The sequence below is a fragment of the Beijerinckia sp. 28-YEA-48 genome (assembly GCF_900104955.1).
Taxonomy (GTDB): domain Bacteria; phylum Pseudomonadota; class Alphaproteobacteria; order Rhizobiales; family Beijerinckiaceae; genus Terripilifer.
Map to the genome: position 1 here is coordinate 31516 of NZ_FNSI01000002.1, position 19522 is coordinate 51037.

20 protein-coding genes are annotated in these 19522 nt (G+C 60.2%); 11 read left to right on the top strand and 9 right to left on the bottom strand.

The genetic code is table 11. The features are described 5' to 3' along the window. Window position 1 precedes the first annotated feature (1 nt). The 9 genes from paaZ to BLW50_RS28080 all read right to left on the bottom strand — a co-directional run bounded on the left by paaZ (window position 2) and on the right by BLW50_RS28080 (window position 9081). Window positions 2–2050 carry a phenylacetic acid degradation bifunctional protein PaaZ gene (paaZ, locus tag BLW50_RS28040; protein ID WP_090709949.1) on the bottom strand — a complete coding sequence of 683 codons (2049 nt, stop codon included), beginning with the start codon at window positions 2048–2050 and terminating at the stop codon, window positions 2–4. A 63-nt stretch (window positions 2051–2113) separates the two neighbouring features. Then, window positions 2114–2890, bottom strand: coding sequence for a Phenylacetic acid catabolic protein (locus BLW50_RS28045; protein WP_244544505.1), 777 nt, complete (start codon window positions 2888–2890; stop codon window positions 2114–2116). Continuing rightward, complete coding sequence (paaE, locus tag BLW50_RS28050) at window positions 2880–3953, bottom strand: 1,2-phenylacetyl-CoA epoxidase subunit PaaE (RefSeq protein WP_090709952.1); 1074 nt, start codon at window positions 3951–3953, stop codon at window positions 2880–2882. Before paaE ends, BLW50_RS28045 begins: the two co-directional genes overlap by 11 nt. Window positions 3954–3958: 5 nt before the next feature. Then, window positions 3959–4459 (bottom strand): 1,2-phenylacetyl-CoA epoxidase subunit PaaD, encoded by a 501-nt coding sequence (paaD, locus tag BLW50_RS28055; RefSeq protein WP_090709955.1) that lies wholly within the window; start codon window positions 4457–4459, stop codon window positions 3959–3961. A gap of 7 nt (window positions 4460–4466) precedes the next feature. Next, window positions 4467–5237, bottom strand: a complete 771-nt coding sequence (gene paaC, locus BLW50_RS28060) for a 1,2-phenylacetyl-CoA epoxidase subunit PaaC (protein ID WP_090709957.1) — start codon at window positions 5235–5237, stop codon at window positions 4467–4469. Next, window positions 5237–5521, bottom strand: coding sequence for a 1,2-phenylacetyl-CoA epoxidase subunit PaaB (gene paaB / locus BLW50_RS28065; protein ID WP_090709959.1), 285 nt, complete (start codon window positions 5519–5521; stop codon window positions 5237–5239). The genes paaC and paaB overlap by 1 nt, the downstream gene beginning before the upstream one ends. 10 nt (window positions 5522–5531) lie before the next feature. Beyond that, window positions 5532–6536 carry a 1,2-phenylacetyl-CoA epoxidase subunit PaaA gene (gene paaA, locus BLW50_RS28070; protein WP_090709962.1) on the bottom strand — a complete coding sequence of 335 codons (1005 nt, stop codon included), beginning with the start codon at window positions 6534–6536 and terminating at the stop codon, window positions 5532–5534. A gap of 26 nt (window positions 6537–6562) precedes the next feature. Then, window positions 6563–7768, bottom strand: a complete 1206-nt coding sequence (gene pcaF / locus BLW50_RS28075) for a 3-oxoadipyl-CoA thiolase (RefSeq protein WP_090709965.1) — start codon at window positions 7766–7768, stop codon at window positions 6563–6565. A gap of 344 nt (window positions 7769–8112) precedes the next feature. After that, window positions 8113–9081 carry a PhnD/SsuA/transferrin family substrate-binding protein gene (locus tag BLW50_RS28080; protein WP_090709967.1) on the bottom strand — a complete coding sequence of 323 codons (969 nt, stop codon included), beginning with the start codon at window positions 9079–9081 and terminating at the stop codon, window positions 8113–8115. Between the two features lie 134 nt (window positions 9082–9215). Between BLW50_RS28080 and BLW50_RS28085 the strand changes: the two genes are divergently transcribed. The 11 genes from BLW50_RS28085 to BLW50_RS28135 all read left to right on the top strand — a co-directional run bounded on the left by BLW50_RS28085 (window position 9216) and on the right by BLW50_RS28135 (window position 19522). Continuing rightward, window positions 9216–10193, top strand: coding sequence for an ABC transporter substrate-binding protein (locus tag BLW50_RS28085; protein WP_090709970.1), 978 nt, complete (start codon window positions 9216–9218; stop codon window positions 10191–10193). 20 nt (window positions 10194–10213) lie between these two features. Then, window positions 10214–11197, top strand: a complete 984-nt coding sequence (locus BLW50_RS28090; RefSeq protein WP_090709972.1) for an ABC transporter substrate-binding protein — start codon at window positions 10214–10216, stop codon at window positions 11195–11197. A gap of 14 nt (window positions 11198–11211) precedes the next feature. After that, window positions 11212–11715: a MarR family winged helix-turn-helix transcriptional regulator gene (locus tag BLW50_RS28095; protein WP_090709975.1), complete on the top strand. Its 504-nt coding sequence runs from the start codon at window positions 11212–11214 to the stop codon at window positions 11713–11715. A 23-nt stretch (window positions 11716–11738) separates the two neighbouring features. Then, window positions 11739–12584, top strand: a complete 846-nt coding sequence (locus BLW50_RS28100) for an ABC transporter ATP-binding protein (protein WP_090709977.1) — start codon at window positions 11739–11741, stop codon at window positions 12582–12584. Continuing rightward, window positions 12584–13396: an ABC transporter permease gene (locus tag BLW50_RS28105; RefSeq protein WP_090709981.1), complete on the top strand. Its 813-nt coding sequence runs from the start codon at window positions 12584–12586 to the stop codon at window positions 13394–13396. Before BLW50_RS28100 ends, BLW50_RS28105 begins: the two co-directional genes overlap by 1 nt. Continuing rightward, on the top strand, window positions 13389–14204 hold the full coding sequence (locus tag BLW50_RS28110) for an ABC transporter permease (RefSeq protein ID WP_090709984.1): 816 nt from the start codon (window positions 13389–13391) through the stop codon (window positions 14202–14204). The genes BLW50_RS28105 and BLW50_RS28110 overlap by 8 nt, the downstream gene beginning before the upstream one ends. Before the next feature lie 29 nt (window positions 14205–14233). Further along, the gene (locus tag BLW50_RS28115) at window positions 14234–15565 is read left to right on the top strand and encodes a Rieske 2Fe-2S domain-containing protein (RefSeq protein WP_090709987.1); all 1332 of its coding nucleotides are present in this window, start codon (window positions 14234–14236) and stop codon (window positions 15563–15565) included. Beyond that, window positions 15562–16290, top strand: coding sequence for a class II aldolase/adducin family protein (locus BLW50_RS28120; protein WP_090709988.1), 729 nt, complete (start codon window positions 15562–15564; stop codon window positions 16288–16290). Before BLW50_RS28115 ends, BLW50_RS28120 begins: the two co-directional genes overlap by 4 nt. Further along, the gene (locus tag BLW50_RS28125; protein ID WP_090709991.1) at window positions 16287–17081 is read left to right on the top strand and encodes an alpha/beta fold hydrolase; all 795 of its coding nucleotides are present in this window, start codon (window positions 16287–16289) and stop codon (window positions 17079–17081) included. Before BLW50_RS28120 ends, BLW50_RS28125 begins: the two co-directional genes overlap by 4 nt. Window positions 17082–17444: 363 nt before the next feature. Continuing rightward, on the top strand, window positions 17445–18281 hold the full coding sequence (locus tag BLW50_RS28130) for a GntR family transcriptional regulator (protein WP_170850423.1): 837 nt from the start codon (window positions 17445–17447) through the stop codon (window positions 18279–18281). Continuing rightward, complete coding sequence (locus BLW50_RS28135) at window positions 18278–19522, top strand: ABC transporter substrate-binding protein (protein WP_244544506.1); 1245 nt, start codon at window positions 18278–18280, stop codon at window positions 19520–19522. Before BLW50_RS28130 ends, BLW50_RS28135 begins: the two co-directional genes overlap by 4 nt.

The window sequence follows — 19522 nt, forward strand, 5'->3', positions numbered from 1 at the left end:
GTTAGGTTATCGCCACCATGGTGAGAACATCGTATTGCGCCACCACCTTGGCGTCCTGATTGGTGACCACGCAATCCCAGCGCACTTCACCGTAGTCCTCGGTCTCGCGCGGATTGATCTGCTTGCAAGTAAGCGCGACCTGCAGTGCGTCGCCCGGGTTGACGGGCGCGAGGAAGCGTAGCGAATCCACACCGTAGTTCGCCAGCACCGGGCCGGGCGCTGGATCAACGAACAGGCCTGCCGCGAAGGCTGCAATCAGATAGCCATGCGCGACCCGTCCCTCAAAGAAAGGATTGGCCTTGGCGGCCGCCTCATCCATATGGGCGTAGAACGTATCGCCGGTGAAATGCGCAAAATGCTCAATGTCTTCCAGCGTCACAATGCGGCTGCCGGTCACCACCTGGTCGCCAATCTCCAGTTCGGCGAGCGATTTGCGAAACGGGTGCACATCGTTGCGAACCCGTGCACCAGGCAGCCAGCGGCCTGCGATCTCCGAGAGCAGCCAGGGTGCCGCCTGGACGGCTGAGCGCTGCATGTAATGCTTGACGGAGCGCATGCCGCCCAGTTCCTCGCCGCCACCCGCACGTCCAGGGCCGCCATGCACAAGCCCCGGCAGTGGCGAACCATGCCCGGTAGACGATTTCGCGCTGACGCGGTTACCGATCAAGATACGGCCATGCCAAGGGCCGAGCGCGATCACGGTATCGCGGGCAAAAGCGGGGTCGTTGGTGAAGACGGAAGCGACCAGACTGCCTTTGCCGCGTTGCGCCAGATCGGCCGCTTCATCGGCGGTGTCATAGGGGATGATGGTGCTGACGGGGCCAAAAGCCTCGACGTCATGCACCGCCCTGGCCACGCCCGGCTTGTCGCAATATAGCAGCACCGGATTGAGGAAGGCCCCCTCCTCCGCACTTCCAGAAACGATATTGGCGCGATCGGGGTCGCCAGCGACGATCTCGGCGTCGCCCTGCAACTCCTTGATCCGGGCCCGCACTTCGTCGCGTTGCGCAAGGCTGGCGAGCGGTCCCATCTTGACCGCTTCATCGGCTGGATTGCCGAGCGCTGTCTTCGCCAATCGATCGCCGAGCGCTTTGATCAGCGCCTCGACGCTGGCGCGTGGCGCGATCACGCGACGGATCGCCGTACACTTCTGGCCGGCTTTAACGGTCATTTCCCGCGCCACCTCCCTCACGAAGAGATCGAACTCTTCGGTGCCGACTACGCCGTCGGGGCCGAGGATCGCGGCATTGAGGCTGTCGGCTTCCATCGTAAAGCGCACGGAGTTATCAACGATCGACGGATGCGTGCGCAGCCGGCGCCCGGTGCCAGCCGAACCGGTGAACGTCACGACATCTTGGCAGTCGACATGGTCGAGCAGGTCGCCGACAGAGCCGCTGATCAGTTGCAACGAGCCCTTCGGCAGAATTCCGGTGTCGATGATGCGGCGAACCATCAGCTCGGTGAGATAGGCCGTTTGGCTGGCCGGTTTGATGATGGCCGGCATGCCGGCCAGCAACGTCGGCGCGAGCTTTTCCAACATGCCCCAGCAGGGAAAATTGAACGCATTGATATGCACGGCCACGCCTTGCAGCGGCGTCAGAATATGTTGCGCCGAAAAGCTATTGTCGCGCGAAATCGCTTCCACCTCGCCATCGAGCAGAACCCGCGTGTTGGGCAGCTCGCGCCGGGCTTTGGAGGCATAAGACAGCAGCGTGCCGATGCCGCCTTCGATGTCGACCCAGCTATCGGTCCGCGTCGCGCCAGTCGCCGTGGAGAGGGCGTAGAATTCCTCCTTAACCTCCATCAGTGCCTGCCCGAGCGCCTTCAGCATCAGTGCCCGCTCGTGAAAACTCATCTTTCGCAGGGCCGGCGAACCTGTCTCTCGGCCAAAACGAAGAGCGGCTTCCATGTCGAGGCCGCTGGCGTCGATCAAGGCGACGGCGTCGCCCGTGGCCGCATCGAGCAATGGCATGGCCTTGCCCGCGCCACGCACCCATCCGCCAGCGACATAGGATTCGAGTTGGCGGATCTTGGTCAAAGGAGCGTTCATGGATTTGTTCCCGTCAATTGGCGCGAATGGGTCTAAGCAATGGGAAAAGGAGTTGTCTCCGTCTCAGGCGAGACCGATTTCGGCGAGCAAGGCATCCACCAGCCGCTCCCATTCCTTGGCGAGATCGGCGTTGCTGGTCTGACGCAGGCCGAACTTCTTCTGCGTTTCGAAATGTCCTGACGTTCCACTGCCGAAGGAACCCACGACACGCGGCCGCCAGTAGGCGATCGATCGTTGCACCTCTTGGCGATTGTCTGGATCAGTGAGGATCTTGCGCAGGCCCTCAACGCCAAGTTCCAAGTGCCGGCGCTCGCGCGGCAGGATGGCAAAGAATATCTCCCCAAGAGGTTGGTAGGAGACGCGGGCAAACTCGCCGAGCTGCAGCACGACCGCATGGCCCATCAGAACGTTCATCACCACGGCATCCAGCCAGCCCTGCAAAGGATAGTGCAACACTGCAAGCCGCATGTCGGAACCGTGCCGCGCCGCACCCAGGTCATGGTCGCGCGTCACACGTTCGGCCCAGGGATGATGATTGGCGTAGCGCGAGATATCGGCTCCGAACCCGCCCATGATCGCCAGCACGCGCTCGGCGTGATCGAGCTTCTCCAGCACGATGCGCGAGGCGGCGATGCGCTCCTTGATGCCCGGTCCTTGATTGATGATTTCGGCAAAGCCGGCGGCGCCCGCCAATTCGCTGTCGACGAAGGTTGCCATCAGCCGGAGCAACTCGCCGCGATACCGCGGCGGTGCGTTCTCCGGTGTCGTCAGCTTGCCTCCCAATGCGAGATAATCCGCAAGCGGCATGGTTTCGGCCCCATCGATCATGTCACTGGTCATAGGTCACCACCACATGGTCGGACAGCGGATAGCACTGGCAGGTGAGCACATAGCCACGCCGGACCTCATAGTCCTCCAGCGCGTGGTTGGCTTCCATCTCCACCTCGCCCTCCAGCACCATCGCACGACAGGTGGAGCAGACGCCGGCCCTGCAAGCATAGGGCGCATCAAGGTTGGCGCCGAGCGCCGCATCGAGAAGGGTTTCACCTTTCTTCGGCATCTCGATGACACGAGTGGAACCGTCGAGCGTGATCCTCGCGGTACACGTCGCCCCCTTATGGCCATCGACGACAGCCTTCGCCACGGGCTTGGCACGGCGCGGCGCCGAGGCAAACAGCTCGAACTTAATCTGGTCGTCGCGCAATCCGTGTTCACGCAGCGAGCTGGCGATCGCCAGCATCATCGGCTCCGGGCCGCAGATGAAGGCCATGTCGACGGCCGCGATGTTGATCCAGCTTTTGAACAGCCTCGTACATTTGTCGGCGTCGATGCGCCCGGAAAAGAGTTCGATATCCTGCACTTCGCTTTCCAGCACATGGATAACGCTGAACCGGCCGAGATGAGCGTTCTTGATATCCTCCAGCTCTTCGCGAAACATAATCGTATTGTTTGAACGGTTGCCGTAGACCAGCGTGAAACGCGACTTCGGCTCACGGGCTAGTGTCGTCTTGATGAGCGAAAGCACGGGTGTTATGCCACTGCCTCCAGCAAAGCCGAGATAGTGTCGGCCACGCGACGGCTCCAACGGCACATGGAAGGCGCCCATCGGCTCCATCGCCTCCAGCACGTCGCCTGGCCGCAGCTCTTCATTCGCCCAAGTGGAAAAAGCCCCGCCGTCGACACGCTTGATCCCGACCTTGAGCACGCCTTCGTCCTTGCCGACGCAGATCGAATAGGAACGACGCAGTTCCTCGCCGTCGAAGGCCCGACGGAAGGTGAGATACTGCCCCTGCGTAAAGTCGAAAGCGCCGCGATCTTCGGCACGAGGGGCGAGCGTCACCACCACGGCATCGCGGGTTTCTCGGCGGACGTCTGCAACTTCGAGAGGAAAGAAGCGGGCCATGGTCTCTAGATACTCTTGAAGTAATCGAACGGTTCCAGGCATTCGGTGCAGCGGAAATGCGCCTTGCAAGGCGTCGATCCAAACTGGCTGATGCGCTCTGTCTGTTGCGAACCGCAACGCGGACAGGATACCTCCAGCGGCAGCAGTGTACCGGCGCAGGCGGCTGTGCCTTCGATGGGCGGCGCGATGCCATAAGCCTGCAGTTTCTCACGGCCATCAGCGCTGATCCAGGCTGTCGTCCAAGCCGGCGATAGCTGGCGCTTGAGCTTCAGTTTCTCGATGCCATGGTCGCGCAGGCGGCGTTCGATCTCGAAGTTGATGACGCCGGTCGCCGGACAACCAGAGTAGGTCGGCGTCACCGTCACTTCCAGCGTTCCGTCGACCCAGCCGACATGACGGATGATGCCAAGGTCGGTCAGCGAAATAACCGGAATCTCGGGATCAGGAATGGCGGCAAGCCAGGACCAGATCTGATCGACCGGCGGGCGCGTCAGTGTGGCATTCATGGCGGCCCTACCAGTTCGCGCCGGGATATGCGCGTTGCAGGAACTGCATTTCGGCTAGGATGAAGCCGAGATGCTCCGAATGAACGCCACGCTTGCCGCCCTTTTGAATATGGGACGTCTCGGGCATCTTCAGCGTCGCGTCGGCGAACGTGTGGGCCAGATGCTGTTCCCAGCCCGGACGCAGTTCCTCCGGCAGAGGAGCGATCCCGGCGGTGGCCAGCTCGTGATCGACTGCGTCGCCTATGAACAACTCACCCGTGTAAGGCCACAGGAATTCGAGCGCGGCCTGCATACGCCCACGGCTCTCTTGGGTGCCATCGCCCAAACGCACCACGAGGTCGGCGCTGCGCTGTAGATGATAAGCCACCTCTTTGGCAGCCTTCTCGGCGATCTCGGCGACGCGCTTTTCGCTCGATCCGATCAAGGCCGTCAGCAGAGGCAGATGCCAGGCGTCGAATAGATACTGCCGCATGATGGTGCGGCCGAAATCGCCGTTGGGCTGCTCGACCAGTAAATAGTTGCGATAGCCAGCGGCATCACGCAGGAAAGCTAGATTGTCAGGCGTACGCTGCCCGCCTTCCGCTTCGCTCGCCAGTCCAAGCCAGAGCTGGGTCTGGCCGATCAGGTCGAGTGCTGTGTTGGCCAGCGCAATGTCTTCTTCAAGCGCCGGCGCGTGACCGCACCACTCCGAGTTGCGATGGCCGAGGATGAAACAAGTATCGCCCATCCTGAGCGCGAATTCGGCGACGGCCGGCGACGTGGCGATGATTTCGACCATCACATGTGCCCCACTTCTTCCGGCACGTCGAAGAAGGTTGGGTGCCGGTAGACCTTGGAGTTGGCTGGATCGAACAGCGGTCCCTTTTCTGACGGCGCGCTGGCGACAACGTCGGACGAGCGCACCACCCAGATGCTGACGCCTTCATTACGGCGCGTATAGACATCGCGCGCATTGTTGATCGCCATCTCGGCATCAGGCGCATGCAAGCTGCCGACATGGCGATGGTTCAGACCATGCTGGCCGCGGATGAAAACTTCCCACAGGGGCCATTCACTGGACATCGGCTTACTCCTACTCGGCTGCCATCTTGACCGCGGCACGACGAGCTGACTGTTTGGCGGCATAGGCGGTCAAGCCGTCACGAAACCACGTGCCCTCTTCCCAAGCATTCTTGCGGGCCGCCAGGCGTTCGCGATTGCAGGGGCCATTGCCGGCGACCACCTCGAAGAATTCGACCCAGTCAGGTTCGCCAAAGTCATAGCCGCCCTTCTCCTCGTTCCACTTGAGCTTCGGATCGGGAACGGTCAGGCCGAGGAACTTCGCCTGCGGCACGGTCTGATCGACGAACTTCTGGCGCAGCTCGTCGTTGGAATCCTGCTTGATGTTCCAGGCCATCGATTGCGCCGAATGGACCGACTCGCTATCGGACGGGCCGAACATCATCAGCGATGGCCACCACCAGCGGTTCAGCGCATCCTGCGCCATCGCCTTCTGCGCCCCAGTGCCTTTGCACAGCACGTTGAGGATGTCGAAGCCCTGGCGCTGGTGAAAACTCTCCTCCTTGCAGATGCGCACCATGGCTCGCGCATAGGGACCATAGGAGCAGCGTTGCAGCGGCACTTGGTTCATGATCGCCGCGCCATCGACCAGCCAGCCGATGGCGCCGATATCGGCCCAAGTCAGTGTCGGGTAATTGAAGATCGAGGAATATTTGGCTTTGCCCGAGTGCAGCTGCTCGTACATCTCGTCGCGGCTGATGCCGAGCGTTTCGGCGGCGCAATAGAGATAGAGCCCATGGCCGGCTTCGTCCTGTACCTTGGCGAGCAAGATGGCCTTGCGCTCCAGTGTCGGTGCCCGCGTCAGCCAATTCCCTTCCGGCAACTGGCCGACAATCTCGGAATGGGCGTGCTGGGAAATCTGTCGGATCAGCGTCTTGCGATAAGCCTCCGGCATCCATTCCTTCGGCTCGATTTTCTGGCCGGCATTGATGCGCTCCTGAAAGGCGCGCTCCTGCGGCTCCATCTCGTCAAGGCCGCGCACTCGGGCGGCATCCGTCTTGACCATCTGTGCATACATCGCGTCGTCTCCTTCAGGTCCGCGCGTCAGACGCGCTCGAGGATCAATGCAATTCCCTGCCCCACACCCACGCACATCGTGCAGAGCGCATAACGTCCACCGCTGCGCTGGAGCTGCCAAGTCGCGGTGGTGGCCAGCCGCGCGCCGCTCATGCCCAGCGGATGGCCAAGCGCGATGGCGCCGCCATGGGGATTCACATGCGCGGCATCATCGGGCAGGCCGAGCTGGCGCTGCACGGCCAGCGCCTGGGCAGCGAAGGCTTCGTTCAGCTCGATCAAATCCATTTGGTCGAGCTTCAGACCCGAGCGCGCCAAAACCTTGCGTATGGCTGGAACCGGGCCAACGCCCATGATGCGCGGTTCGACGCCAGCCGCCGCCATGGCCACAACGCGAGCGCGCGGTGTCAGACCGTTGCTTCTAGCCGCGCTCTCGCTGGCCAAAACAAGCGCCGCCGCGCCGTCGTTCACGCCGGAGGCATTGCCGGCGGTGACGCTGAGATCGGGACCGTTGACGCCCTTTAACTTGGCAAGCTGTTCCAGCGAAACATCCGGACGCGGATGTTCGTCGCGATCGACAAGCAGCGGATCGCCTTTCCTCTGTGGCACGGACACAGGTATGATCTCATCGGCGAAATGGTTTGCGGCTTGCGCGGCCGCCCAACGCTGTTGGCTGCGCAGCGCGAAAGCATCCTGGTCGGCGCGCGACACACCGAAGTCCGCAGCGACATTGTCGGCGGTTTGCGGCATGGAATCGATGCCGAACGCTTTCTTGATCTTTGGATTGACGAAACGCCAGCCGATGGTGGTGTCGTAAACGTTGTTCGAACGCGAAAAGGCGGTATCAGCCTTCGGCATGACGAAGGGCGCGCGCGACATACTCTCGACACCGCCCGCGATCATGAAATCGCAATCACCGGCGCGGATCGACCGTGCGGCCAATCCCACAGCATCGAGCCCGGAGCCACAGAGGCGGTTCACGGTCGTACCTGGTACGTCGACGGGCAAGCCAGAGAGCAGAACGGCCATGCGCGCGACATTGCGGTTGTCCTCTCCGGCCTGATTGGCACAGCCGTAGATGACATCACACAGCTGGGACCAGTCCGCCGCGCTGTTACGTTGCATCAGCGCCGTGATGGGCAGTGCCGCCAGATCGTCCGCGCGAACACCCGACAACACCCCGCCATAGCGGCCAATGGGCGTCCGCACGGCATCGCAAACGAAAGCCTCGGGCATCTGGTCCCTCTCCCGAACCGCATCGGCTACATAATTCACCGACCGGTCGGTCACTTATTCGCATATTTCCGACCTGAGATCAACCCCTCTTCCACGACCTCTCCGGTTAAGGCCAGGAATGCATCAGCTCAGGACGACGCAAATCTGCGATTGGCTTTTCTGGGTGAACGACGCGCGCGGATAAGATCGGCCTAGCAGCTACCAACCGCTTCTCGAGCGTCAAAAATATGGATTGCAACCTGCAAACTATGCATGGATCTGCACGACGGACTATGAAGATCGTTGGCTAAACAGTGCGAGCACACGCCGCTGGAACTCATTTTGGATTAAATTACCGTTTTTGTTCAAACGAATAGCTCCTCGAGTACAACTGGTCGTGTGATGATCCCGTCCTCCAGCATGCTATTGATCGCCTTTTCAAGCGTCCTACGATTGGCTTCAAGGCCATCTGGCCAGGGATCTCGACCGAAGATCGCTATCGTCTCCTCCACCTCCGCATGCAGGAACGGCAGCATCGTCTTCGGTGCTCCCGTGTAATAGAGCCGCCGCAAGGCCTGCTGTTTCGCAGCTTCGAACGCCGCGCGCAATGGCCCAACGATCCAAGGATAGGCCTCGAACACACGTTTGCGAATGACGATCAGATGCATGATTGGATGGATGCCGGTACGCAGATAGTAATCTTTCTCAACGGCGCGATAGTTGGGAAACAGGCGCACGATGTTCGATGCCACTCCAAAATTGGTTGGCATCAGCGCACCTAATACCGCATCGATATAGCCACGTTCGAGCAGCTCGCTGAGCGAATGGACGCTCATATTGGCTTCGATCCGGGTCGGCTTCGCCAAACTGCTGGTCTTGGGCGTGCCATGGCTACCGGGCTTGCCGATCGCCCCTTCCACCCACGTGATCGTGCTAAGATCGACGCCATAATCATCCCGCAACAGCGCCCGGCACCAGATCGCCGCGCTCATCGTATAGAGCGGCACGCCGATCCGACGACCTTCAAGGTCCTTTGGTGTGTGAATGCCCGCAGCCGTGTTGCAGCAGATGAAGCTGTGGCGAAAAACCCGCGATGTGAAAACAGGAAGAGCGACAAAGGCGCTCGTGCCCGCGCTCGTCATGGTGATGTATTCGGCCGACGACATTTCAGCCAGATCAAACGCGGCACCCGCCACCACACGATCGAACAGTTCACGCGGATCATCGACGGTGACGACCTCCAGATCGATCCCCTGCGGGCGCACGGCGCCATCGCGCAACGGATCGATACGGTCATAGGAACCGCAGGCCAGCGTCAATCTCGGCCGCTCCATGTCGTCCTCCCAAGTTTTCTTCTCGCAGTTTGGACGAATTCCAATCCACTTGACTCATATTTCCATATGGAATATTTCCATTTGGGTCAATTATCGAAACGGATGGGGTTTCGGCAATCGAGGGGGAGGGTCCAATGCTTTCAAGAGCGATCGTCGTTGGCATATCAGCCTTAATTTCAATTAGTTCACTATCTTTTGCGCTGGCGGACAACAAGCCAGTCGCCATTCGCCTCGGCAACACCACGACCTCCGGCGAGGACCAAATTTGGCTGATGAAAGCCCGCCCGGATCTGACACCTGGCCAAGGCAAAGCCTATACTTTGGAGACATTCCCCTTTCGCGGCGGCGACCTGCGCCTGCGCGCTTTCCAGGCCGGCCAAGTGGACGGTCTCGTCTCGACCGGCACTGGCGCAGTCACCGCCGCCACCAAGGGCGTACCGCTGGTGATCGTCGCCGCTCTCTCGGAAGAAGACAACGACCACTACTCGTCGCCCTATGTCGTCTTGAACAACTCGCCGATCAAAACAGCGAAGGATCTGAAGGGTAAAACCATCGGCCTCAATGGCCTGCGCGAAGCCTTTGAACTCGGCGCCCGCATGGCTTTGCTTGATGCCGGGCTCGATCCCGATCGGGACGTCAATTGGGTTGTCATGCCGCCGGCCACCATGGGCGAAGCCCTGCGCGGCGGTAAAGTCGCAATGGTCAGCATGTCACAGCCGTTCTTCGCTGCCGAACAAGCGCGCGGCGATGTGCGCATCCTCTTTACCGCCGCGACCGCCTTCGGCTTCAAGGACGAGTTCCTGCTCTCGTTCAACCCCGACTTCGTCAAACGCAATAAGGAAGCGATGCGGGCCTTCGTGGCCGATTTCATCGCCGCCACTCAATATTATTCCAAGAATATGCTCGAAGCACGAAAGGCAATCTCGCAGGCCAAGCTCATCGAGATGGATCCAGCCGTCTACTTGCCGATGGTAGCCCTCAAGCGGAAAGAAGACGGCAAGCCCTCGCGCGACTATCTCATCGCCCTCCAAAAGGCGCTGCTGCGCGTCGGCTATATCGACAAGACGATCGATATCGACACGATCCTCGACACCTCGATGTTCCCGCAGTGATCCGGCCTGGAGAGAGAGCCATGTCACGCACATTCATTCAGATCGTATGCGCAGCCGTTGCGCTATTGTCCGCCCAGGCGCCGGTGCTCGCCCAGCAACCTGTCGAAATCCGTATGGGCGTCGGCACCGCCTCGGAGGAGCAGGCCTGGCTGATGCAGGCACGCCCCGATCTCACGCCCAATCAGGGCAAGGTCTATACCTATAATATGAATATGTTTCGCTCGGGCGGTGACCGTATGGCTGCCTTCCAGGCGGGCCAGCTTGATGCCGTCACATCGAGCACGACCGGCGTTCTCTTTGCGGCCTCGAAGGGCGTGTCCCTGGTCGTCCCCGTCAGCATGGCCAGGGAGAGCACGCAGACTTTCTCAACGTCCTACCTCGCCCTGAAGGATTCGGATGTCTCGACCTCCAACCTGAAGGGCAAAACGATCGGCATCAACGGCTATCGCTCGAGCATCGAGCTCTATGCGCGCATCGCTGTCGAGAAAGGCGGGCTCAATCCCGATCGCGACGTGCGCTGGCTGATCGTCCCTTTGCCGCAGATGGAAGAAGCGCTGCGCCAGAAGAAGATCGATCTCGGCGTATTTCCCACGACGTTCGCTTTCGTCGCCCTGCGTTCCGGCGAGTTCAAGCGCGCTTTCGACTCGGCCGGGATTAGCGGACTTGAGGAAGAGTTCGACATCGCCTTCAACCGCGACTTCGTCAAGAAGCACCCGCAAGTGATGCAGGCCTGGGTTTCCGACTTCATCGCCGTGACCAAATATTTCCTCGAACAGCCGGAGGCAGCGCGCAAGAGCCTGCTTGCCTCCAAGATCGTTCAGGTCGAGCCGTCCATCTATCTCGCCATGACACGCAAGGACGATCTCCTGCGCTCGGTCGACGTACGACCGGACCGCAAAATGTTCGAGCGCCTGCAAGACGAACTGCTGCGCGCCAAGTTTCAGGAGCAAAAGGTTGATATCGGCACGATCATCAATGACAGTTTCCTCCCGCAATCACGTTAGACCGAGAGGACCAGATGGCTTCCAAGCCGCAGGATGAACCGAAGAAAGAGTTCCTGGGATCGTATCTTCCCTATCTGCTCAATCGAGTGGCGCGGGAGATGCTGAAAGGTGTCGACGAGAAATTCGCGCAACACGGGCTGACGGTCTCGAAATGGCGCATTCTCGCCGTCCTTTCGGACCAGGGCACACGCCGCTTCGGCGAACTGGCCGACTTGACCAGTATCGAGCCAGCCACCCTGTCGCGCTTCGTCTCCGCTTTGCAAAAGGAAGGCCTGATCCGCCGGCGTCGTTCGACGACCGACGCTCGCGCCGTCCGGATCGCTCTGACCGAACACGGCGAGGCCGTTTTCAACGCCACCCTGCCTTGGGCCGGCGAAGCCGAAAATCGGTTGGCGCAAGGTCTATCCACGACCGAACTGGAGCAGCTCAAGCGCATGCTGATCCACATCTACGGCAACATCCACGAACACGAATTGACCGATCTCGAACTGAACCTCGCGATCGAAACATCTGAATAACCGCTCCGTCTGGGAGGACATGAATGGTCGAAGCCGCGCAGATATTGCCGCCCGTTGAAATCGCCCCACCGCCCGCCGGGGCACAAAGCGAATTGTTACGTGTCGAGGGGCTGACCAAGATCTTCAGCCGCAACGGCAAGAGGGTCATCGCCCTCGATAAGTTCAATCTCTCCGTCGGCAATGGCGAATTCGTCGCCATCGTCGGCCCGTCTGGCTGCGGCAAAAGCACGTTCCTCCACATGCTCGGTGGTTTCGAAGCGGTCGACGGCGGTACGATGACCCTGAGCGGCGCGCGTGTTTCTGGTCCCGGTCCTGATCGCGGCATGCTGTTTCAGGAATATGCGCTTTATCCGTGGCGCACCGTCTACGACAATGTCGTCTGGCCGCTGGAAGTACAGAAGGTCGACAGCAAGAAAAAAGCCGAGATCGCCGATAAATTCATCAATATGGTCGGCCTGTCTCAGTTCAAAGCCCATTATCCCAACGAACTATCGGGCGGTATGAAGCAGCGCGTCGCCCTCGCCCGCCTGCTGGCGCTCGATCCCAAGATTTTCCTGATGGACGAGCCGTTCGGTGCGCTCGACGCACAGAATCGCGAGCTGCTGCAGGAAGAGCTGGAACGCATCTGGGACGCTTCGCGCAAAACCGTCCTCTTCGTCACCCATGATATTGATGAGGCCATCTATCTCGCCGACCGCGTCATTGTCTTCACCGCTCGCCCCGGCCGTATCAAGGCCGATATCCGCATCAAGCTTGAACGGCCGCGCGCGATGGAGATCAAGAAATCCGCCGCTTACACGCAATACCGCAACCAGATCTGGGACCTCCTGCGCGAAGAAGTGTTGCGCGCGCGCGAGGAGTATGCGTGATGGCCATGGCTGTCGAAGAAGCAATGCCGGAAACGCTCGCCCAGCGGCAAAACCTGCCCGGTGTCGGCTGGCTGCTGCCGATCGCTGTTCTGGTCGTCTGGGAACTGGCGGGCCAGAACGGTCTTCTGCCGCGCTATCTCATCGCTCCATCGGCCATCGTCAAGACATGGTCGGAGATGGCGATCTCGGGAGAGCTCTGGCAGCACGTCCGCTCGAGCATGTTTCGACAATCCGTGAGCCTGCTGTGCGGCGCCACCTGCGGTACGATCATCGGCGTCCTTGCCGGCACGTTTGGCCCGATCGGGCGCTTCTATGAACCACTCATTTCGCTGATTTACCCGGTGCCGAAGGTCGCGATCCTGCCGATCATCTTCGCCTGGTTCGGCCTTGGCGACCTGTCGAAGATCGTGGTGATGACCGTCTCGATCTTCTTTCCGACCTATATCGCCGCCTATCATGGTGCACGGTCGGTGAATAAAGTGCATCTGTGGACGGCACTCAACGCCGGTGCTGGTCGCGCCAAGATTATTCGCAGCGTCGTCATTCCCAGCGCCCTACCCGATATTTTCAACGGCCTGCGCATCGCTCTTGCTCTTTCCTTCGTCCTGATGGTGACGACCGAACTCGTCGTCTCCAATAGCGGCCTTGGCTATGTGGTTGCCCGTGCCGAAGAAAACATGCGGTTCGATCGCATGTATGCGGCAATCCTAACCATCGCTCTCATCGGCTTCTGCGCCGACCGACTGCTCCTGGCCATACGCAAGCGCCTGCTCGTCGGCCAATTGCTCGGAAAGGACCAAGGCCATGGCTGATACAGCTCTCAGCTTGCCGGCGCCCCGCCCGACACGCTTCATCGCTTGGCTGGATCCGGTGGTGCGGCTCTATCCGATCGCTATCGTTCTGGCGCTCTGGGAGATCGTCGCCCATTCCGGCACCATATCGCCGCTGCTCCTGCCGCCAGTCGAAAAGGTCGCGTATGAATTCTGGCGGTTTGCCGCCAGTGGCGATCTTGCCTTCCACGGCTTAATCACTCTGCAACGTGCGCTGATCGGATTTTTGTCGGCCGTCGCAGTCGGCGTGCTGATCGGGACGGCGCTCGCCCGCGTCAAGACTTTCAACCGGATCGTCGAGCCGATCTTCACCTTCGGCTATCCGATCCCCAAAATCGCGCTCTATCCGGTTTTCATCTTCATTTTCGGCTTTGGCGATGCCTCGAAGATCGTACTGATTTTCCTGGAGTGCCTTTATCCAATCACCATCCAAACCATGCACGGCATGCGCAGCGCCGAGAAGGTACTCGTCTGGGCCGCCCGAAATTATGGAGCTTCTAGCATGCGCATCTTTTGGCGCGTTCTGGTCCCCTCGGCGGCTCCGTCGATTTTCGCTGGCATTCGCATCGCTTTGCCGATCTCGATGATCGTCACCATCATCACCGAACTCATCGGCGAGAGCCGCGGCCTCGGCTATGTCATCTCCTTCGCCTCGGCTTCTTTCGAGCCGGCGCGCGCCATGGCCGCCTTTGTCGCCATCGCCGCCATAGGCTTCACGCTGGATCGTTCGCTCAACTGGCTGCGCGGGCGCGTCATCCATTGGCAGGGCAGCACCTACTCGCTCACCTGATTTTCAACGACTTTGCCTTGGAGGCAGACATGGCACGCACGCAACAAGGGACTTCTCTTTCCTACAACGGCTACTATCGCAATCAGACGGCCGAGCCGGATCTCTATCTGTGCGGGGTCCTACGCGGTACACCTGGTGGTGAATATCATCGCCGCTTCTGGCAGCCCGTCTGCTACGAGCGCGAATTGACCGATGTCCCCCTAAAGGTGCGCGCCCTAGGTGAGGATCTGGTTGTCTTTAAAGATCTCAGTGGACGGATCGGTTGCCTGCATCTGCAGTGCTGCCACCGCAATTCCTCACTGGAATATGGCATGCTGACCAAGGCCGGCATCATGTGCTGCTATCATGGCCGCGTTTTCGACGTTAGCGGCCGTGTCGTCGATATGCCAGGCGAGCCACAGGCCGAGCGGTTCAAAAATGAAGTCTCGCAGGGCGGCTATCCGGTGCATGTTTTCGGCGGCCTCGTCTTCATCTATATGGGACCGCCAGAGCGTATTCCCGTTTTCCCGATGCTGGACCGCTTCCAGATTCCCGGACTGCGTCTGGTTCCGGGCGAGCGCCTACCGCTTGACTGCAATTGGCTGCAGATCAAGGAGAATTCGGTCGATCCGCATCACACCAATATCCTGCATGTCATTCCTCAGATGCGCGGCATGGCGCATTTCGCCGAGGAATTCGCCGCTTATCCAGAGTTGACCTGGGCGGAGACGCCCGCGGGCGTCATCTATCTTGGCGTGCGCAAGGTCGGATCGAACATCTGGGTGCGTTCAGCCGAAACGTTTGGCCCGACGATCCATCAGATCAGCTCCATCTTTGAAAGCGGCCAGACGCCAAAGCGCGCCAGTCGGCCTTTCCTGACCTTCTGGACCCTGCCTGTCGACAACGAACACAGCCTGAATTTCTTTATCAGCCATGTCGGCGACGACGAGGACATGCCGTTCGAGCAGCGCCGCAGCCTCGAAATGCTCGGTCAATACGAAGATCGCCCCTATCATGATCGGCAGCTCATTCCCGGTGACCACGACGCGCAGGTCAGCCAGGGACCGATCAACGTGCATCGCATGGAACATCTGGGCACGCAGGATCGCGGCATCGTCATGTACCGCCGTTTCATCCGCCGAGGCATTCAGACCGTCGAGAAAGGAGAGGATCCGAAGGCCTTCTTCCTCGCTCAGGCGGATGTTCCGCCAACCTTCGCCAACGATCGTGTAACGCCGATTTCGGAACTGTCGATCGACGTCAACGATCCCGCCGCCCTGCGCAGCTTCGGCGACCAGACCGCCAAGGACTATTTCGCCCATCCGCCCATGCGTTATCTGCTCGATGAGACCGAATTCCTTAAGGAGCGAGCCACCCCATGAGCCGCGTTTCTGATACCCTGTCGCGGCTGGCGACAGCCATGCGCATTCTCGCCGCCGATGGACATGACGATATCATCCTCGGGCATATGTCATTTCGCGATCCGCAGGGGCGCGGCCTTTGGCTTAAGAAAGCGATGCGCGGCATCGACGAGGTTTGGGACGAGCAGGACTTTGTCCTGATCGACTGGGACGGCCATGTCCTCGACAATATCGGCCCGTGCCATTCCGAATGGCCGATTCATACAGAGATCATGAAAGCGCGGCCGGACATCCATTTCGTCGGGCACACCCATGCGCGCCATGCGGTCATCTTCTCTGCTGCGAACGAAGACTTGAAAGCGCTCAATCACGAAGGCGCCAATCTCGTTGGTCAAGTCGCCCGCTTCGACAAAACGGCTGGCCTGATCAACACGGTGGCTCTCGGCACTGAACTAGCCGAATGCCTGGCCGATCGCCCCGTCGTTCTGATGAAAAACCATGGCATCACCTTCGTCGGCGAAACGATCGAGGAAACGACCCTGAACGGCCTATTCCTCGAGCGCGCCTGCCGCATGCAGGTGATGATGGCTTCGACTGGGTGGAATTGGACAGCTCCCGACGGCACCGGCCATGACCGCAAGATGGCGACAAGCGTGGAGGCCGCTCGTAAATACCAGGCGGCTTTCTTCGGCCATTTCGAGCGCCGGCTGCAACGCTCCGAAGCGAATGACGCCAGTCGGCCATGAGCCTGCGCTACACCCCGTCGGGCATGGCCTATTGGGAGGAAGGTCAAGGGCCACCTCTCGTCCTCCTCCATGGCGCCTTGTCCGACTATCGCGTCTGGTCACCTCAGATCGACGAGTTGGCGCAGCGCTATCGTACGATCGCCGTGAGCCTGCGTGGTTATGTTCCCACACAAGATCAAATGGCCGGCGCGACGGCACAGCGTCATGCGGATGATCTCGTTGCCTTCTTGCACGACGAGCTTTCAGAACCAGTCACGCTGATTGGTCATTCGCGCGGCGGCCGCATTGCACTCGACGTCGCAACGCGCGTAGCCGTCGAGAAGCTCGTCCTTTTCGAGCCTGGAGGCATCGTCGAACCCGATTTTTATAAACAGACGATCGCTGAAGCCACGCCGATCAACCCATCCGACGTCCGGCCCATAGTCAGGGCTCTGGTCGCAAGTGGAAGCCGCGAAAAGGCATTGAAGCTTTATATCGACCACGGCCATGGTGCTGGCGCTTGGCAACGCCTGCCCGAGTGGTATAGGGCCGTCTTAGTCGATAATGCGCCAACGATCGATATGATGATCGCAGACGCGACAATCAAACTGTCGCGCCGGACCTGCGCAAACATCACCTGTCCGATACACTTGATCGGCGGTAGGGCAAGTCCCCCGGGTTTCGCCCGCGTTATGGATGTTATCCAAGATTGCAACTCTCTCGCCAGAAGAGTCATAGTACCTGGGGACCATTTTTCTAATGTCTGCGAGCCAGCGGGCTTCAACGTCGCCCTTCAGGCTTGTCTAAGATGAAACTGGTGAGAAACTCCCCACCCACTGCTTGGTGACAGTTTTCACGGTCAAGTTATGTCAATCGACTTACCTGGTCCGTCGACCATGCTTGTCTCGATAAGATGCGCTTTGCGCGCTTCTCGGTCCCCGGCCAAGCATTTGAAATCATCAAGGCCACGGCGCTGCCGTGCCTCGTACTCAGCCCCGCTGAGGAGCATCAGTTCTCCACGATCCCAAATCGGAATTGCCATAAAGTTATAGCAAAGGGTCCTTTCCGATGTTACGCTTCATCGGAGTTCTCCCGGAGTGCGTATGAAGCCTCGTGAGTTAGACACGTCGATCGCGTCCTCCGCCGGTTTGGCGTTCCTCGCCGAGCGCTCGCCAATGCCGCTCTATCACCGGCTCTATGTCCTTCTACGCGACGGCATCGCCAGCGGCACGCATCCGGCAGGTTCAGTCTTGCCGAGCGAGATTGAGCTCAAAGAAACTTTCGGCGTTAGCCGCATCACGGCGAAACGAGCGCTCGATGAGCTCGCAACCGAAGGACTGGTGGAGCGCGTGCGCGGCCGAGGCACCACGGTGACTGGCCAAGCTGCAGCTTTAGTCGGCGCACGACCGATTAGCGCGAGTATTGATGGGCTGCTCGAAAGCTTGAACGCTATCGGCCGCGAGACCTCGGTCGAGGTGATCGAATTTGCCTATGTGCCACCACCCGATTTTGCCCGTATCCCGCTTGCGTTGGAGGCTGGGGCACTGGTGCAGCGCGCCGTGAGAGTCCGCAGCCTGGACGGCGGGCCCCTTTCCCAGTCCACCACCTATGTGCCCGAACGCATAGGCCGCGCGTACGGCGCCAAAGACCTGGAACAAACCCCGTTGATCGATCTCCTCGAGCGGGCCGGCCTTGTGGTCGGCACAGCCGATCAGTCGATCACCGCAACTCTCGCCGACAGTTTGACCGCGTCCCGCCTGAAAGTGGGGGTCGGCGCGCCGCTCCTCCTGATGAAGCGCTGCGTCAAGGACACCAACGGCAAGCCGGTCCAATATATCGAAATCCTCTATCGCCCGGATCGCTTCGAGTATCGCATGTCGCTGACGCGCGATCAGACGGCCGGACATGGACGGTTCGAGGCCTCGAAGCCCTCGGCTATCGTTGCGAAGCGCAAAAAGCCGTCGCAACGACCGTCAACGCATTCAAAAACGCAGAAGGGGAAAGGGCGATGACCAGCAAAATCACAGGCAATGGCTTTCGGATGACGCGGCGCCACGTGATGGCGGGCGCGGCCGGTCTGGGCGTGAGCGCCATCGGCATGCCAGCGGTGCTACGCGCACAGAACCAGACGTTGAAGATCGGCATTCTGCATCCGGTGACTGGCGGCCTCGCTTACGAGGGAGAACAGAGCCGCAAGGGCGCCCTGCTCGCGCTCGAAGAAATCAACGCCGCCGGCGGTATCAAGTCGATGGGTGGCGCGAAGCTCGAAGCGATCCTGGCGGATGCCCAATCGAAGCCGGAGGTCGGCGCGGCCGAGGTCGATCGTCTCGCGGAAGCCGGCGTTCTCGCTATCCAGGGGCCTTATGCGTCCGGCATCGCGCTCGCCACCACCCAAGCCGCCGCCAAACACAACCTGCCCCATCTCGTTGATGTCGGTGTCGTCGATCAGATCGTGACGCGCGGCTTGCCAAATACATTTCGCTTCGCGCCGGGCTTCGGCAAGGTCACGTCGTTCGCGCTGGAAGCGCTACAGAAAATCAATGCGGCGGCGGGCAGCCCGGCGAAGACCGCCGTTATCGTCCATGAGGACGGCGCCTTCGGGGCCGGCATGGCGAAACTTCTCAATGAAAAGCTGCCGAGCCTCGGCATTCAAGTACTCCAGACCTTAAGCCACCCCACCCCGCAACGCGATTTCACCAATATCGCCTTGCAGATCCGGCAGGCCAATCCCGATCTCATCATTCCCTCGAACTACAAGAACGACTTCATCCTGATGGCCCGCACGCTGCGGCAGCAGCGCGTGCGCCCGAAAGTCGCCAATTACGCTTTGCTCGGTGGCGCCGCCTCGAATGTCGCCTTTGCCAAGCAATATCCAGATGCCGCCGAATATATGATGGACTGCAACCACTGGTACAATCCAACCAAAGAGCTTTCGAAAGCCTTCGCCAAGAAGGTCGCCGAAAAGGGCTGGGACCTAACCTATGAAGTGATGCTGAACTATTCCTGCATGCGCGTGCTGGCCGATGCGCTTGAGCGTGCGGCAGCGCCGGATCGCGCCAGGATCATCAGCGCCCTCGCCTCCTCCACCTATAACGATCACATCATGCCCTATGGCCCGACGAAATTCGTCAACGGCCAGAACGAAGGTGCGCAGCCTGCCAATACGCAAATCCTCAAGGGCAATATCGAGGTGATCTATCCCGGCGAATTCGCCTCGGCGAAGACCATCTTTCCGATCCCGCAAAACGGCTGA

Coding starts and splice junctions, on each gene's coding strand:
- BLW50_RS28125 (WP_090709991.1), top strand. CDS start 16,287: ATGAGCCTGCGCTACACCCCGTCGGGCATGGCCTATTGGGAGGAAGGT.
- paaD (WP_090709955.1), bottom strand. CDS start 4,459: ATGAATGCCACACTGACGCGCCCGCCGGTCGATCAGATCTGGTCCTGG.
- paaZ (WP_090709949.1), bottom strand. CDS start 2,050: ATGAACGCTCCTTTGACCAAGATCCGCCAACTCGAATCCTATGTCGCT.
- BLW50_RS28085 (WP_090709970.1), top strand. CDS start 9,216: ATGCTTTCAAGAGCGATCGTCGTTGGCATATCAGCCTTAATTTCAATT.
- BLW50_RS28090 (WP_090709972.1), top strand. CDS start 10,214: ATGTCACGCACATTCATTCAGATCGTATGCGCAGCCGTTGCGCTATTG.
- pcaF (WP_090709965.1), bottom strand. CDS start 7,768: ATGCCCGAGGCTTTCGTTTGCGATGCCGTGCGGACGCCCATTGGCCGC.
- paaA (WP_090709962.1), bottom strand. CDS start 6,536: ATGTATGCACAGATGGTCAAGACGGATGCCGCCCGAGTGCGCGGCCTT.
- BLW50_RS28045 (WP_244544505.1), bottom strand. CDS start 2,890: ATGACCAGTGACATGATCGATGGGGCCGAAACCATGCCGCTTGCGGAT.
- BLW50_RS28115 (WP_090709987.1), top strand. CDS start 14,234: ATGGCACGCACGCAACAAGGGACTTCTCTTTCCTACAACGGCTACTAT.
- BLW50_RS28080 (WP_090709967.1), bottom strand. CDS start 9,081: ATGGAGCGGCCGAGATTGACGCTGGCCTGCGGTTCCTATGACCGTATC.
- BLW50_RS28120 (WP_090709988.1), top strand. CDS start 15,562: ATGAGCCGCGTTTCTGATACCCTGTCGCGGCTGGCGACAGCCATGCGC.
- paaB (WP_090709959.1), bottom strand. CDS start 5,521: ATGTCCAGTGAATGGCCCCTGTGGGAAGTTTTCATCCGCGGCCAGCAT.
- paaC (WP_090709957.1), bottom strand. CDS start 5,237: ATGGTCGAAATCATCGCCACGTCGCCGGCCGTCGCCGAATTCGCGCTC.
- BLW50_RS28135 (WP_244544506.1), top strand. CDS start 18,278: ATGACCAGCAAAATCACAGGCAATGGCTTTCGGATGACGCGGCGCCAC.
- BLW50_RS28130 (WP_170850423.1), top strand. CDS start 17,445: ATGCCGCTCTATCACCGGCTCTATGTCCTTCTACGCGACGGCATCGCC.
- paaE (WP_090709952.1), bottom strand. CDS start 3,953: ATGGCCCGCTTCTTTCCTCTCGAAGTTGCAGACGTCCGCCGAGAAACC.
- BLW50_RS28095 (WP_090709975.1), top strand. CDS start 11,212: ATGGCTTCCAAGCCGCAGGATGAACCGAAGAAAGAGTTCCTGGGATCG.
- BLW50_RS28110 (WP_090709984.1), top strand. CDS start 13,389: ATGGCTGATACAGCTCTCAGCTTGCCGGCGCCCCGCCCGACACGCTTC.
- BLW50_RS28100 (WP_090709977.1), top strand. CDS start 11,739: ATGGTCGAAGCCGCGCAGATATTGCCGCCCGTTGAAATCGCCCCACCG.
- BLW50_RS28105 (WP_090709981.1), top strand. CDS start 12,584: ATGGCCATGGCTGTCGAAGAAGCAATGCCGGAAACGCTCGCCCAGCGG.